Source organism: Streptomyces sp. NPDC014882, from assembly GCF_043081325.1.
Taxonomy (GTDB): domain Bacteria; phylum Actinomycetota; class Actinomycetes; order Streptomycetales; family Streptomycetaceae; genus Streptomyces.
In genome coordinates, this window is the sequence record NZ_JBIBWL010000011.1 from 24,887 (window position 1) to 38,250 (window position 13,364).

At 72.8% G+C, this 13,364-nt stretch carries 15 protein-coding genes; 7 read left to right on the forward strand and 8 right to left on the reverse strand.

Annotation, left to right across the window (positions count from 1 at the left end; translation table 11 throughout):
- The first annotated feature begins 142 nt into the window (after positions 1-142).
- The 3 genes from ACF09K_RS23785 to ACF09K_RS23795 are packed head-to-tail and all read left to right on the forward strand — an operon-like array spanning position 143 to position 2,060.
- Positions 143-1,135 (forward strand): AraC family ligand binding domain-containing protein, encoded by a 993-nt coding sequence (locus ACF09K_RS23785; protein ID WP_392246467.1) that lies wholly within the window; start codon positions 143-145, stop codon positions 1,133-1,135.
- Positions 1,033-1,755, forward strand: coding sequence for an AzlC family ABC transporter permease (locus ACF09K_RS23790; RefSeq protein ID WP_392246766.1), 723 nt, complete (start codon positions 1,033-1,035; stop codon positions 1,753-1,755). Before ACF09K_RS23785 ends, ACF09K_RS23790 begins: the two co-directional genes overlap by 103 nt.
- Positions 1,752-2,060: an AzlD domain-containing protein gene (locus ACF09K_RS23795; RefSeq protein ID WP_392246468.1), complete on the forward strand. Its 309-nt coding sequence runs from the start codon at positions 1,752-1,754 to the stop codon at positions 2,058-2,060. Before ACF09K_RS23790 ends, ACF09K_RS23795 begins: the two co-directional genes overlap by 4 nt.
- A gap of 80 nt (positions 2,061-2,140) precedes the next feature.
- Here ACF09K_RS23795 and ACF09K_RS23800 read toward each other — a convergent pair whose 3' ends face one another.
- Positions 2,141-3,085, reverse strand: coding sequence for a hypothetical protein (locus tag ACF09K_RS23800; protein WP_392246470.1), 945 nt, complete (start codon positions 3,083-3,085; stop codon positions 2,141-2,143).
- A 79-nt stretch (positions 3,086-3,164) separates the two neighbouring features.
- Between ACF09K_RS23800 and ACF09K_RS23805 the strand changes: the two genes are divergently transcribed.
- From ACF09K_RS23805 to recX, 4 genes are all read left to right on the forward strand, one after another.
- Entirely contained in the window at positions 3,165-3,359 is a 195-nt protein-coding gene (locus ACF09K_RS23805) for a DUF3046 domain-containing protein (protein ID WP_366061110.1), read from the forward strand.
- A 59-nt stretch (positions 3,360-3,418) separates the two neighbouring features.
- Positions 3,419-4,675, forward strand: coding sequence for an AI-2E family transporter (locus tag ACF09K_RS23810; RefSeq protein ID WP_392246472.1), 1,257 nt, complete (start codon positions 3,419-3,421; stop codon positions 4,673-4,675).
- Positions 4,676-4,997: 322 nt separating this feature from the next.
- Positions 4,998-6,128: a recombinase RecA gene (recA, locus tag ACF09K_RS23815; protein ID WP_392246474.1), complete on the forward strand. Its 1,131-nt coding sequence runs from the start codon at positions 4,998-5,000 to the stop codon at positions 6,126-6,128.
- Positions 6,129-6,136: 8 nt separating this feature from the next.
- Positions 6,137-6,925 carry a recombination regulator RecX gene (recX, locus tag ACF09K_RS23820; protein WP_392246476.1) on the forward strand — a complete coding sequence of 263 codons (789 nt, stop codon included), beginning with the start codon at positions 6,137-6,139 and terminating at the stop codon, positions 6,923-6,925.
- 506 nt (positions 6,926-7,431) lie between these two features.
- Here the strand turns inward: recX and ACF09K_RS23825 are convergent.
- The 7 genes from ACF09K_RS23825 to ACF09K_RS23855 all read right to left on the reverse strand — a co-directional run bounded on the left by ACF09K_RS23825 (position 7,432) and on the right by ACF09K_RS23855 (position 13,337).
- Positions 7,432-7,872, reverse strand: a complete 441-nt coding sequence (locus tag ACF09K_RS23825) for a rhodanese-like domain-containing protein (protein ID WP_392246478.1) — start codon at positions 7,870-7,872, stop codon at positions 7,432-7,434.
- Entirely contained in the window at positions 7,869-8,408 is a 540-nt protein-coding gene (locus ACF09K_RS23830; RefSeq protein WP_392246480.1) for a cysteine dioxygenase, read from the reverse strand. Before ACF09K_RS23830 ends, ACF09K_RS23825 begins: the two co-directional genes overlap by 4 nt.
- Before the next feature lie 84 nt (positions 8,409-8,492).
- The gene (locus tag ACF09K_RS23835; RefSeq protein WP_313960178.1) at positions 8,493-8,579 is read right to left on the reverse strand and encodes a putative leader peptide; all 87 of its coding nucleotides are present in this window, start codon (positions 8,577-8,579) and stop codon (positions 8,493-8,495) included.
- A gap of 441 nt (positions 8,580-9,020) precedes the next feature.
- Complete coding sequence (locus tag ACF09K_RS23840) at positions 9,021-10,622, reverse strand: FAD-dependent monooxygenase (protein WP_392246767.1); 1,602 nt, start codon at positions 10,620-10,622, stop codon at positions 9,021-9,023.
- Between the two features lie 175 nt (positions 10,623-10,797).
- A complete protein-coding gene (locus tag ACF09K_RS23845; RefSeq protein ID WP_392246482.1) occupies positions 10,798-11,697 on the reverse strand; it encodes an amino acid ABC transporter permease in 900 nt (299 codons plus the stop codon).
- Positions 11,694-12,362: an amino acid ABC transporter permease gene (locus ACF09K_RS23850; protein ID WP_392246484.1), complete on the reverse strand. Its 669-nt coding sequence runs from the start codon at positions 12,360-12,362 to the stop codon at positions 11,694-11,696. The genes ACF09K_RS23845 and ACF09K_RS23850 overlap by 4 nt, the downstream gene beginning before the upstream one ends.
- A 132-nt stretch (positions 12,363-12,494) precedes the next feature.
- A complete protein-coding gene (locus ACF09K_RS23855) occupies positions 12,495-13,337 on the reverse strand; it encodes a glutamate ABC transporter substrate-binding protein (RefSeq protein ID WP_392246486.1) in 843 nt (280 codons plus the stop codon).
- Positions 13,338-13,364: the final 27 nt, after the last annotated feature.

Here is a 13,364-nt window from a genome sequence, read left to right on the forward strand (position 1 = left end):
GGCGCGGATGCCGGCGCGGGACGGTCCGAAACGGCGGTGGGCCGCGAGTCCGGCGAGGGCGGCCCGGGTGGGCGGGGTGGGCGGGGTGGGCGGGGCGGCCCGGGCCGGAGGTCTCCGGTCCGCTTCGCGGAGAATGGGGAATGTGGCGGGAACTCGTGAGGTGGCGCGGCACTGGCAGTACGCGGAACTGCCCGGTGTGGACCTGCTGCGGGCCCGGTACGTGCGGAAGAGCTTCGTGCGGCACACGCACGAGCACTTCGTGATCGCCGGGATCGCGGAGGGACTGGAGGTCTTCCAGCACCGGGGCGGGGACCAGTACGCGGGCGCGGGATCGCTCGCTCTGGTCAATCCCGACACCCCGCACACCGGACGGGCCGGCGTGCCCGAGGGCTGGCGGTACGGCGCGGTGTACCCGTCGCCCGAACTGGTGGCCGGGATCGCCGCCGAGACGACGGCCCTGCGGGGCGCTCCGGGTTTCGTCAGCCCCGTGCTCGACGATCCGTACGCCGTCACGCTCGTGCACCAGGTGCTGCGGGCCGCCGACGAGGGCAACGCGCTCGCCGCCGACACCCTGCTGCGGGTCGCCGTGACGCGGCTGCTGCGGCTGAACGGCGGGACGCTGCCCGACCGGCAGGTGCGCACGGCCGGGGCGCGCACGGCGGCACGCGCGCGTGCCGTGCTGGAGGAGCGGCTCGCCGACCCGCCGGCCCTGGAGCGGCTCGCGGGCGACCTCGGGACGAGCCCCTTCGCCCTGCTGCGGGCGTTCCGGGACGCCTACGGGATGCCGCCGCACACCTGGCTCACCGACGCCCGGGTCAGGCGGGCGCGGCGCCTGCTGGACGCCGGGACCGCCCCGGCGGAGGCGGCGCTCGCCGTGGGTTTCACCGACCAGCCGCACCTCAACCGTCACTTCGCCAGGATCGTGGGCGTGCCGCCGGGGGCGTACCAGCGAGAGCGCAAGAACGTACAAGACGCGCGGCGGCGGCCCCTCGTACCGTTCGACGGGTGGCAGAACAGACAGCTCTCGCAGACATACGGGACCACGACCGGGAAGGCAGGCCGGACACTGCCGTCGTCCGCGACGCCCTCGGGGTCGGGATCGCCGTCGGACTCTCCGGGTTCGCGTTCGGGGTGACCTCGGCGGGCGGCGGACTCACGGTGTGGCAGACCTGCGCGCTCAGCCTCCTGGTGTTCACCGGCGCGTCCCAGTTCGCGCTCGTCGGGGCGCTCGCGGCGGGCGGCAATCCGCTCACGGCGGCCGCCGGCGCCTTCTTCCTCGGCGTACGCAACGCCTTCTACGGGCTGCGGCTGTCGCAGCTGCTGGCCCTCCCGCGCGCGGTGCGCCCGTTCGCCGCGCAGTGGGTGATCGACGAGACCACGGCCGTCTCGCTGGCGCAACGCGATCGACGGGGCGCGCGCATCGGGTTCGCCGTGACCGGACTCAGCCTGTACGTGCTGTGGAACCTGACCACCCTGCTGGGCGCCCTCGGCGCGGAAGCCATCGGGGACACCGACGCGTGGGGGCTCGACGCGGCCGGCCCGGCCGTCTTCCTCGCGCTGCTCGCGCCCATGCTGAAGTCCACCACCGAGCGGGCCGCCGCGGCGCTCGCGGTCCTGCTGGGCCTCGGTCTGCTGCCCGTCCTGCCCGGCGGCGTGCCCGTCCTGGTGGCCGCTCTGGCCGCGCCCCTCGCCCTGTGGGCCGAGGGCCGGCGCCAGGGCCGCGTGCGGAGCGCGGCGGAGGGGGAGGGCCGGTGAACGTCTGGATCGCGATCGGCGTGACCGCCCTCGGCTGCTACGCCGTCAAGCTCACCGGCCTGCTCGTGCCCGCCGGGGTGCTCGAACGGCCCCTCGTCCGGCGGCTCGCCGCCCTGCTCCCCGTCGCCCTGCTGGCCGCCCTCACGGCCCAGCAGACCTTCGCCGACGGCCGGTCCCTCGTGCTCGACGCCAAGGCCGCCGGGCTCGCCGCGGCCGCCGTGGCGCTCGTCCTGCGAGCGCCGTTCCTGCTCGTCGTCGCGGCGGCCGTGGCGGTCACGGCGGGGGTACGGGCCCTGGGCGGCTGAGGCGGCTGAGGCGAGTGTGCCGGTCGGGCCGGTCGGGGCGGGTGTCCTCGTGAGGCCCCGCCCCGGGCCGGCGCGCCGGGTCAGCCGATGGCGCGGCCGTACGACCGGAGGGTGCTCAGCGCTTCGATCGTCACCACCGGGCGGGACTCCAGCTCCGTGCCCGGCGCCCACCGGCGCCACCGGACCGGCCAGCCGCCGTCCTCCCGCTGCTCGCCGGCGAGGAAGTCCAGGGCGCCCGCCATCTCGGCGTCGGTGAACCACGCGCGCGCGAGCGAACCCGGTGTCCTCGCGTAGTCGTACGGGAAGTGGTGCTCGCCGGGCGCGTAGCCGGGGGCGACGGGGTACGCGTCCCGGCGGTCCGGGTCGAGCACGGCGAGCCGCTGCTCGCGCACCAGGCGGCCCAGGCGGTCGGCGGCCGCCTCCGCGCGCGGGCGGTCCGGGGCGGAGTCCAGAAAGGCCACGGCGGCCTGGATCTCGTACGGGTGGGACGTCTCCAGGGCGTCGACCGCCTGCCAGCAGAAGTCCGTGGCCCTGAACAGCCAGGCGTGCCAGACCCCGTTGCGGTGCAGCAGACCGACCACCGGGCCGGTCGCCAGCAGCTCGCCGGGAGGATCGTCCACGACCGGGACGAACGGGGCGGTGGGGTAGCCGCGCTGGCTGGGGAGGACCGCCGGGAGCGCCCCGTCGGCCGTGGAGACCGAGGTGAGGTAGCGGCACACCCGTTCCGCGCGCTGCCCGCCGCAGCGGCCGAGCGAGTCCAGCACGTGCAGCGCGCGGGCGGTGTGCAGGGGCTGGCTGACGGGGCCGCGGAGATCGGGTTCGAGCGCGTGGCCGTATCCGCCGTCCTCGTTGCGGTACGCGTCGAGCGCCGTCTCCACGGGGTCGGCGGCGCCACGGAGGAAGTGGTGGGCGAAGAGGCGCTGTTCCAGCACGCGCGCGGTGAGCCAGACGAAGTGCTCGGCACGGAAGAGCGGGGAACGCGCCGACGGCGCCGGGGGGAGTGGGGATGCTCCGGGTTCGACCATGCGTCAGACCGTAGGCCGCGAAGCGGTCCCCGCAGGCGGTCCCGGCCGCGGCCACCCCCGGGGGCGGGATACTGGTGGCATGCGGTTGACGGTCTTCTGGCAGCGGATGGCGGAGCACTTCGGCACGGGGTACGCCGAGACCTTCGCGCGCGATCACGTGATGACGGAACTCGGCGGGCGCACCGTGCACGAGGCGTTGGCGGCCGGCTGGGACGCCAAGGACGTCTGGCGCGTGGTGTGCGCGGTGATGAACGTTCCGCGGGAGAGGCACTGATCCGAGGAGAAGACCGCAGGGGGTCACCGATTGTCCGTGGCGTGGGCGAGACTTGGTCCGTGGCACCCATTGACGAGACCGGGCACGTCGGCCCGCAGGCACCCCCGTCGGGCCCGACGACACCCACTCGGCCACCGTCCGGCCCCGACACCGCGCCGGGCGCGCGCATGCCGCGCTGGCTCCCGCGCGCGATGCTGCTCGCACTCGCCCTGGTCGGCGCGTTCCAGCTGGGCACCTGGGCCTTCCACCAGGTCATCGGCCTGCTGACCAACATCCTCATCGCGTTCTTCCTCGCCCTCGCCGTCGAACCGGCGGTGAGCCGCATGGCGGCGCGCGGCATACGCAGGGGGCTCGCCACCTTCCTCGTCTTCTTCGGTCTGCTGATCGTGTTCGCGGGCTTCTTCACGCTGCTCGGCTCGATGCTCGCCGGGCAGATCATCAAGATGATCGAGGGCTTCCCGCAGTACCTCGACTCGGTGATCAACTGGGTCAACACCACGTTCCGCACCGACCTCAGGCGGGTCGACATCCAGGAGGGACTGCTCCACTCCGACTGGCTGAGGAAGTACGCGCAGAACAGCGCGGCCGGCGTCCTGGACGTCTCCACGCAGGTCCTCGGCGGGCTCTTCCAGCTCCTGACCATCGGACTGTTCTCGTTCTACTTCGCCGCCGACGGGCCCCGGCTGCGGCGCGCCCTGTGTTCCGTCCTGCCGCCCACCCGGCAGGCCGAGGTGCTGCGCGCGTGGGAGATCGCCGTCGACAAGACCGGCGGCTACCTGTACTCGCGCGGCCTGATGGCCCTGATCTCCGGCGTGGCGCACTACGTGCTGCTCCAGATCCTCGGCATCCCGTACGCGCCCGTGCTCGGCGTGTGGGTCGGCGTCGTCTCGCAGTTCATCCCCACCATCGGCACCTATCTCGCGGGCGCGCTGCCCATGCTGATCGCCTTCACGGTCGATCCCTGGTACGCGCTGTGGGTACTGGTCTTCGTCGTGGTCTACCAGCAGTTCGAGAACTACGTGCTGCAGCCGAAGCTCACCTCGAAGACCGTCGACATCCACCCCGCCGTGGCCTTCGGCTCGGTCATCGCCGGCACCGCGCTGCTCGGCGCGGTCGGCGCACTGATCTCCATCCCCGCGGTCGCCACGCTCCAGGCGTTCCTCGGCGCCTACGTGAAGCGCTACGACGTCACGGACGATCCCCGCGTGCACGGCCACCGGAGACGGGGTGAGGGGCCGAACCCGCTCACGCGCGCACGGCAGCTGTGGACGAGGGCGCGGGAGCGGACGTCCGGCCCGGGGGAAGGGACTCGCTGACACCCGGCGCGGGCCCCCGACGGGGCCCGTCGTGACGAGGGTCCCCCGTGCGGGGGCCGGGGCGAGGTCCGGGGTGGGGTCCGGGGCGTTGCGGAGGCGCGGACGCAGGCTCGGGGGTGCCGCGTGGCGCGCTTGACACGAAAATCGAACATCCATTCTGATGGAAGTTCCAGTGAGGCTCTCGGTGGGTACTTTGCCCCGATTTCAAGGAGTAAATGCCCGAGTTGTCCACAGGCTGGACCGGCGTCGGGGCGCGTTGTCAGTGGCAGGCGTTAGCGTCTTTGACGTGAAGCGATCGACTCAAGCAAATCGGGTGGAACCCATGGCAGGCACCGACCGCGAGAAGGCGCTGGACGCCGCACTCGCACAGATTGAACGACAATTCGGCAAGGGCGCGGTCATGCGCATGGGTGACCGCTCGAAGGAGCCCATCGAGGTCATCCCGACCGGGTCGACCGCGCTCGACGTGGCCCTCGGCGTCGGCGGTCTGCCGCGCGGCCGTGTCATCGAGGTCTACGGACCCGAGTCCTCCGGCAAGACGACCCTGACCCTGCACGCGGTGGCGAACGCCCAGAGGGCCGGCGGCCAGGTGGCGTTCGTGGACGCCGAGCACGCCCTCGACCCCGAGTACGCGCAGAAGCTCGGCGTGGACATCGACAACCTGATCCTGTCCCAGCCGGACAACGGCGAGCAGGCCCTGGAGATCGTGGACATGCTCGTCCGCTCCGGCGCCCTGGACCTGATCGTCATCGACTCCGTCGCCGCGCTCGTCCCGCGTGCGGAGATCGAGGGCGAGATGGGCGACAGCCACGTGGGTCTGCAGGCCCGTCTGATGAGCCAGGCCCTGCGGAAGATCACCAGCGCGCTCAACCAGTCCAAGACCACCGCGATCTTCATCAACCAGCTCCGCGAGAAGATCGGTGTGATGTTCGGCTCCCCGGAGACCACGACCGGTGGCCGCGCGCTGAAGTTCTACGCCTCCGTGCGGCTCGACATCCGCCGCATCGAGACGCTGAAGGACGGCACCGACGCGGTCGGCAACCGCACCCGCGTCAAGGTCGTCAAGAACAAGGTCGCGCCGCCCTTCAAGCAGGCCGAGTTCGACATCCTCTACGGGCAGGGCATCAGCCGCGAGGGCGGCCTGATCGACATGGGCGTGGAGCACGGCTTCGTCCGCAAGGCCGGCGCCTGGTACACGTACGAGGGCGACCAGCTCGGCCAGGGCAAGGAGAACGCCCGCAACTTCCTCAAGGACAACCCCGACCTCGCCAACGAGATCGAGAGGAAGATCAAGGAGAAGCTGGGCGTGGGCGTGCGTCCCGAGCAGCCCGCCGAGGCCACGGACGCGGATGCCCCGGCCGCCCCGGGCGCACCGGCGGCCGACGCGGCCAAGCCGGTTCCCGCTGCCGCGGTCAAGGCCACCAAGACCAAGGCCGCGACCGCCAAGAGCTGAGCCGACCCGTGACACGACGAACGGACTGGGCCGAGTACGACGCCCACCCCGGCCCCTCCCGCCTGCCGGGGAGCGGGGACGGCGGCGGCCTGGCCCGGGGCGGTGAGGACCGGCCGGGCGGCGGATCCCGCGGGGACGACGGAGCGGCCGGCGCAGGCAGGCCCCGTGGCCGCCGCGGGGGACGCGGCGGCGAGGACGGTCCGCGGGGCGCGCGCCGCCGCCGCGGCTTCGGAGAACCGTCCACCGAGGACGAAGACGCCTCTGCCTCGTCGAGGGCCGAGAAGGGGGAGTCTTCAGGGGACCCGGCTGAGCGGGCACGGGCGATCTGCCTGCGCCTGCTCACCGGGACCCCGCGCACCCGCAAACAGCTCGCCGACGCCCTGAGCAAGCGGCAGATCCCGGACGACGTGGCGGAGGAGGTGCTCTCGCGGTTCGAGGAGGTCGGACTGATCGACGACAGCGCCTTCGCGGACGCCTGGGTGGAGTCCCGGCACCACGGCCGCGGTCTGGCCCGGCGGGCCCTCGCGCAGGAACTGCGCACCAAGGGCGTCGACCCGACCCTGATCGGTGAGGCGGTCGCCCGGCTCGACTCCGAGCAGGAGGAGACCACCGCCCGCGAACTGGTCGCCCGCAAGCTGCGCTCGACCCGCGGCCTCGACCGGGACAAGCGGCTGCGCCGTCTCGCCGGCATGCTCGCGCGCAAGGGCTATCCCCAGGGCATGGCCCTGCGAGTGGTCCGGCAGGCGCTCGAGGAGGAGGGCGAGGACACGGAATTCCTGGAGGACGGGGACTTCTGACCCCCTGCTCCCGTCGCCCCTTCCTGACGATCCGTCAGGTCAGGTGGCCGTGCCGTGCCTCGCCGGCTTTCCCGCAGGGCGGGGCAGCCCCCGTGAAGGCGTCCCCCCGGCCGTCGGAGCCTCCGACGACGCCAGGGGCTCGCGTGACGGGTGAGGCCCTCGGACGCGCGGGGTCGCCTCGCGGTCCCGGAGGGTTGCTCCCGTTCGGGCCGCGAATGCCGTCTGCTGCCACCCGCGGATCCCTCCCCGTACGGGCGTCGTCTCCCCGTGCCGCCACGGGAAGGCCGACAGGCAGGACCGACAAGACCCGGGTGCGGTGGGTGGCCAAGGACGACGCGGACACCGCCCCGCCGCACTGCCCACCCGAGGACTGCTCCTCACACGCGCGTGCCGCGCCCCTCCGCGCCCCTCCGAGCTCCGAGGAGTTTCCCTGAGGCCCCCGGGGAGGGCCCTGAGAGGAACCCCGGGAGGACCTGCTCGAGGCGGTCGTTCCCGAGGCGCCCGCTCTACCGGGTCACCGGCAGCCCCGCGGACCGCCACGCCTGGAAGCCGCCGATCAGGTCGGTGGCCCGGCCGAGTCCCAGCTGGTGCAGGGAGGCGGCCGCCAGGCTCGACGCGTAGCCCTCGTTGCAGATCACGACGATCCGCAGGTCGTGACCGGTGGCCTCGGGGACACGGTGGCTGCCCCGGGGATCGAGCCGCCACTCCAGTTCGTTGCGCTCGACGACCAGGGCGCCGGGGATCAGCCCGTCGCGCTCGCGCAGGGCCGCGTACCGGATGTCCACGAGGAGTGCCTCGCCCGCGCGGGCGGCCTCGTGAGCCTCCCGCGCCTCCACGCGCGTGTACCCGGCGCGGACCCGCTCCAGCAACTCGTCGATTCCCACGGGCCGTTCGTCCTTCCTCGCGGCACCCTTCACCACGTCACCGCCCGCCGTGCCGCCGCTCACTGCCAGTCCTCGGGGCGCTCGACCTGCTCCAGGCGCAGCACCTGGTCCGTGCGGCTGTACCGCCGGATCCGCGGCAGGGGCGGATAGTAGGCGTGCACGGAGACCGCGTGCTCGTCGAGGGACTCGTTGAGGACCTCGTGGACGTGGTGGCGTCCGAAGGAGCGGCCCCTGCCGGCCGGCAGTCGGCGTTCCCGGTCCACGCCCTCCGACAGTTCCAGGGTCTTCCAGCCGTCCGTGGGCAGCCGCGCGGCGAGCGCGTTCTCCTTCAGCTCGCCGCGGGCGGTGAGGAAGGCGCCCACCGAGTCGGCGTGGTCGTGCCAGCCGGTGCCGGCGCCGGGCGTCCAGCCGATCAGCCAGGCCTCGCTGCCGCCGGGCCCCTCGAGACGCACCCAGGTGCGGCCTTCCGGGTCGAGGGGGAGCGAGGCGATCAGCGCGGTGTCGGCGGCCGTACGCCGTGCGAAGTCGAGGAGGGCCGCCTGCGTGGGCGGGGCGGCTGATGCGGACAGAGCGGGGGAAGCGGAGGGGAAGACAGACACGGGTACCGTCCTGGGGCGTTCGCGGGAGCGCCCGGCCGCACGAGAGCGCGGCGGTGCGCGCCGGGGGTGAAGGGGGGTGCGAATTCAGCAGGACGGACGACACACGCAGCCCGCATAGCGGACGAGGTCCATATGGACCCTCCGCCACAGGCGCACACAGGTGTCGGTCACGATCGGGAGTAGACCATGCCGGGGTGAGCCGGTCAACCGACCGCCACCCTGTGGACCGCGGTGCGCCGGTCGGGCGGATCAGCCGATCACCGCACCGGACGGGACCGCCCGGCACCGCACCGGACGGGACGGGACCGCCCGGCACCGCGTCGGTGGCACCGTCCGCCCCAGGCCCTCCCGGTCACGTCACCCGACCTCGACCCCGGCTTTCCCGGCCCGGCGCCTCACCTGGCCCCGGCTCCTCGGCCCGACCTCGACCCCCGCTTTCCCGGCCCGGCGCCTGACCTGGCCCCGGCTCCTCGGCCCGACCTCGCCCCCAGCCCCGGCCTCGACTCCGGTCCCCGACCCTCACTCACCTGGCCCTGGCCCCGGTTCCCGGCCTCGGCCTTGGTTCCGGCCTCGACTCTGGTCCCGGCCCCCGCTCCGGTCCTCGCTCCTCACTCACCTGACCCCGGCTCCCGCCTCCGCCCCCGCTTCCGCGGTGCCTCCCACGGCCGCCTCCGCCGCCGCGTACAGATCGGCCGGGCGCACCCCGCTCAGCGCGGTGACCAGGTGGCCGTCGGGCCGGATCAGCAGGACGGTGTGGGCGGCCGCGCCCGGATAGCTCTCGGCGACCAGCAGCTCGGCCGGGCTCGGCAGCGCCGTCACCGCGGCGGCGAGCCGGGGCATGATCCCGGCGCCCACCCAGTGCCGGCGCTCCCAGACACCGGTGCCCGGCGCGATCAGCAGGACGATCAGGGCTCCCCGGCCGAACCGGTCCCGCAGACGCACGAAGGAGCCGTCCTCGTCGGTGACGCGGACGTCCGTGACCGGTGCGCCGGGGAGCGTGTCCACCGGCGCCTCCGCCTCCAGGCTCCGGGGCGCGAGCGGGGAGCCGGCGTACGAGCCCGGCGCGCCCAGCCGGCCGCGCCCCAGGTGGCCGTCGGCGAGCAGGGCGTCGTGGGCGCGGGTGGCGCCGGGGACGTACGCCCTTATGCCGGGGCCGCCGCGGAGTACCGGCAGGATCTGGTCGGCGGCGCGCAGCCGGGCGGCGACGACCGCCCGCCGCTCCGCCTGGTAGCTGTCGAGCAGCGCCTCGTGCGGCCCGTGGTGCCAGGCCAGGGCCAGCTTCCAGGCGAGGTTGTCGGCGTCCCGCAGGCCCTCGTCCAGCCCCTGGGTGCCGAAGGCGCCGAGGAGGTGGGCGGCGTCCCCGGCGAGGAAGACCCGTCCGGCGCGCCAGCGGCGGGCCAGCCGGTGGTGGACGGTGTGCACACCGGTGTCGAGCAGCTCGTACGCCGGCGCGGTGCCGCCGTTCCAGCCCGCGAGGGTCTCGCGGACGCGGGCGACCAGCAGCTCGGGGGTGACGAGGTCCTTGCCGGGCGGCAGCAGCCAGTCCAGGCGCCAGACGCCTTCCGGCAGGGGACGTCCGGTGATCTCCCCGGCGGAGGGCCCCGAGGTCCGCCACGGCGGTGCCCGGTGGAGCAACGCCCGGTCGGGCCAGGGGAGTTCCGTGCGCAGCGCGGCGACGGCGTGCCGCTCCACCGCCGTACGGCCGGGGAAGCGGATGTCGAGGAGCTTGCGGACCGTGGAGCGGGGGCCGTCGCAGCCCACCAGGTGACTGCCGCGCCACCAGGTGCCCTTGGGGCCGCGGGTGCGGGCCGTGACGCCGGAAGGTTCCTGCTCGATCCCGTCCAGGCGGCTGTCCACGACGACGCGGACGAGCCGCTCGCCGGCCAGGGCCGCGCGCAGGGCGTCGGTCAGCAGGTGCTGGGGGAGGTGCAGCGGAGCCGGATCGGCGTCGTCGAACGTGATCTCCTGCGTCACCTGCTTGCGCCGCATCGACCGCCAGCCGGCCCAGCGGACGCCCGCCCCGGCGAGCGGGGTGCCGGTGAGCCGTTCCATCAGGGCGGTGGTGTCCTCGCGGAGCACGACCGTGCGCGCGAGCCGCGGCTCGTCCTTGCCCGGCCCCTCGTCGAGGACGACCGAGGGCACCTCCTGACGCGCCAGCGCCAGGGCGAGCGTGAGCCCCACGGGCCCCGCTCCGACGATGATCACCGGGTCCACGAGGTGGCGCCCCCTGCCCGTGACGGTGTCCTGAGGGACGTAGGTGAACAAGGGGTAGGAGCAGGGTGCACGATCACAGAACGTATGCAACCCATTGCCACAGCCCGCGTCAAGTGACGGAGGCAGCGGCGCGCACGCCACTGCCTCCGTACAGGTCACGCCGGGTGGGCGGGCGTCAGACGGCCTGGCCCGTTCCGTGGGTGCCGGCGATCGCGGCGGGGTTGTCCTCGACCTCGTCCGGGTCGAGCACCGCGCCCGTGCCGCGCTTGCTGCGGCGCAGCCGGGCCTCCAGCCAGGAGGCGAAGGAGGTGAGGACGAAGTTGACGACGATGTAGATGAGCGCCACGACGACGAAGCTGGGGACGACGTTGGCGTAGTTCGCCGCGAGCGTGCTGCGGGCGTTGAGCAGCTCGGTGAACCCGAGCAGCACGCCGCCGAGCGCGGTGTCCTTCACGATGACCACGAGCTGGCTGACGATGGCCGGCAGCATCGCCGTGACGGCCTGCGGCAGCAGGATGCTGGTCATCGTCTGGCCCTTGCGCAGGCCGATCGCGTACGCGGCCTCCGTCTGGCCCCTGGGCAGGGAGAGGATGCCGGCCCGGACGACCTCGGCGAGGACCGAGGCGTTGTAGAGCACGAGGCCGGTGACGACCGCGTACAGCGGACGGTCCTCGCTGGTGATGTCCGAGGAGCGGACGTACAGCTCGTTGGCGAACAGCATCAGCAGCAGCACCGGGATGGCCCGGAAGAACTCGACCACCGCGCCGGCCGGGACGCGCACCCAGCGGTGGTCGGACATCCGCAGGATGCCGAGGAGCGCGCCCAGGGGAAGGGCGATGACCATGGCGAGCGCCGCGGCCTTCATGGTGTCGGCGAGGCCCGGCAGCAGGTAGGTCGTCCAGGCCTGGGACGTGGTGAACGGCTCCCACAGGGCCCATTCGAGCTGCTTCTTGTCGTCCATCTTCTGCCACACCCACCACAGGACCAGGGCGAGGAGGACGAAGAAGACGACGGAGAGGACCAGGTTGCGCCGTTTGGCGCGGGGCCCGGGGGCGTCGTAGAGGACCGAGCTCATCGCTTCACCGCCAGTCGCTTGCCGAGCCAGCCGAGCAGCAGGCCGGTGGGAAGGGTAAGGACCACGAAACCGAAGGCGAAGACCGCGCCGATGGCCAGTGTCTGGGCCTCGTTCTCAATCATTTCCTTCATCAGGAAGGCGGCTTCGGCCACGCTGATGGCGGCCGCCACGGTGGTGTTCTTGGTCAGGGCGATCAGGACGTTGGTCAGCGGGCCGATGACCGAGCGGAACGCCTGCGGCAGGATGACCAGCCGCAGCGTCTGGCTGAAGCTCAGCCCGATCGCGCGTGCCGCCTCGGCCTGGCCGAGGGGCACGGTGTTGATGCCGGACCGGATCGACTCGCAGACGAAGGCCGCGGTGTAGGCGACCAGACCGAGCACCGCGAGGCGGAAGCCCTGGAGGGCGAAGTCGTCGGAGGCGCCCATCGTCATGCCGAAGATGTCGGCGAGACCGAGCGAGGTGAAGACGATGATGACCGTCAGAGGGATGTTCCGGACGATGTTGACGTAAGCGGTGCCGAACCCGCGCATCAGCGGGACCGGGCTGACGCGCATCGCGGCCAGCAGGGTGCCCCAGACCAGGGAGCCGACGGCGGAGAAGACGGTGAGTTTGACCGTCATCCAGAACGCCGCGAGGACGTCGTAGCCTTCAAGAAAGTCGAACACGATCTCCCGCGCTTCCGGGTGTGTGGCGTACGTGGAGGGCGTGGCGCGCCGTCCGCCGTGATCGCGACGACGGACGGCGCGCCCGCGGAACCCCACGCCGGGCGCGGGATTCCTGAGGCGGCGGGTGCCGGGTTACTTGACGATGACGCCGATCTTCGGGGCCGGCTCGTTCTTGTACTCGGCCGGGCCGAAGTTCTCCTGGACGGCCTTGTCCCACGAGCCGTCGCTGACCATCTTCTCCAGCGCGGCGTTGATCTTGTCGACGGTGGCTTTGTCGCCCTTCTTGACGCCGATGCCGTAGTTCTCGTTCGAGAGCTTCTCGCCCACGAGCTTGAACTGGCCCTTGTACTTCTCCTGCGCGGCGAAGCCCGCGAGGATCGAGTCGTCGGTGGTCAGCGCGTCGACGGAACCGCTCTGGAGAGCGGAGATGCACTCCGAGTAACCGCCGAGCTGCTTCAGGTTGGCCTTCGGGGCGATCTTGTCCCGGACGTTCTGCGCCGACGTCGAACCGGTCACCGAACACAGGTTCTTGCCGTTGAGGTCCGCGCCCTTGGCGATCTTGGAGTCCTTCTTCACCAGCAGGTCCTGGTGGGCCAGCAGGTACGGGCCGGCGAAGTCGACCTTCTTGGCGCGCTCGTCGTTGATCGAGTAGGTCGCCGTGATGAACTTGACGTCGCCGCGGGAGAGGGCGTTCTCGCGGTCGGCGCTCTTGGTCTCGACGAACTGGATCTGGTCGGGCTTGTAGCCGAGCTCCTTGGCCACGTAGGTCGCCACGTCCACGTCGAAGCCGGAGAAGGAGCCGTCGGGCTCCTTCAGGCCGAGACCCGGCTGGTCGTACTTGATGCCGATCTTGATCTTGTCGCCGCCGCCGGAGCCGCTGCTCGTGTCGTCCTTGTCGTCGGAGCCGCAGGCGGTGGCGGCGAGGGCGAGGGCGAGGACGGCGGCCGAGGCGGCGGAGGCCTTGCGAAGCTTCATGATCAACTTCCTTTGGGAGATGCCTTC

What these genes read in the sequence shown, in the direction of transcription:
- recA (WP_392246474.1), top strand. Translation starts at nt 4,998, where the DNA reads ATGGCAGGCACCGACCGCGAGAAGGCGCTGGACGCCGCACTCGCACAG.
- ACF09K_RS23800 (WP_392246470.1), bottom strand. Translation starts at nt 3,085, where the DNA reads ATGGTCGAACCCGGAGCATCCCCACTCCCCCCGGCGCCGTCGGCGCGT.
- ACF09K_RS23805 (WP_366061110.1), top strand. Translation starts at nt 3,165, where the DNA reads ATGCGGTTGACGGTCTTCTGGCAGCGGATGGCGGAGCACTTCGGCACG.
- ACF09K_RS23845 (WP_392246482.1), bottom strand. Translation starts at nt 11,697, where the DNA reads ATGAGCTCGGTCCTCTACGACGCCCCCGGGCCCCGCGCCAAACGGCGC.
- ACF09K_RS23855 (WP_392246486.1), bottom strand. Translation starts at nt 13,337, where the DNA reads ATGAAGCTTCGCAAGGCCTCCGCCGCCTCGGCCGCCGTCCTCGCCCTC.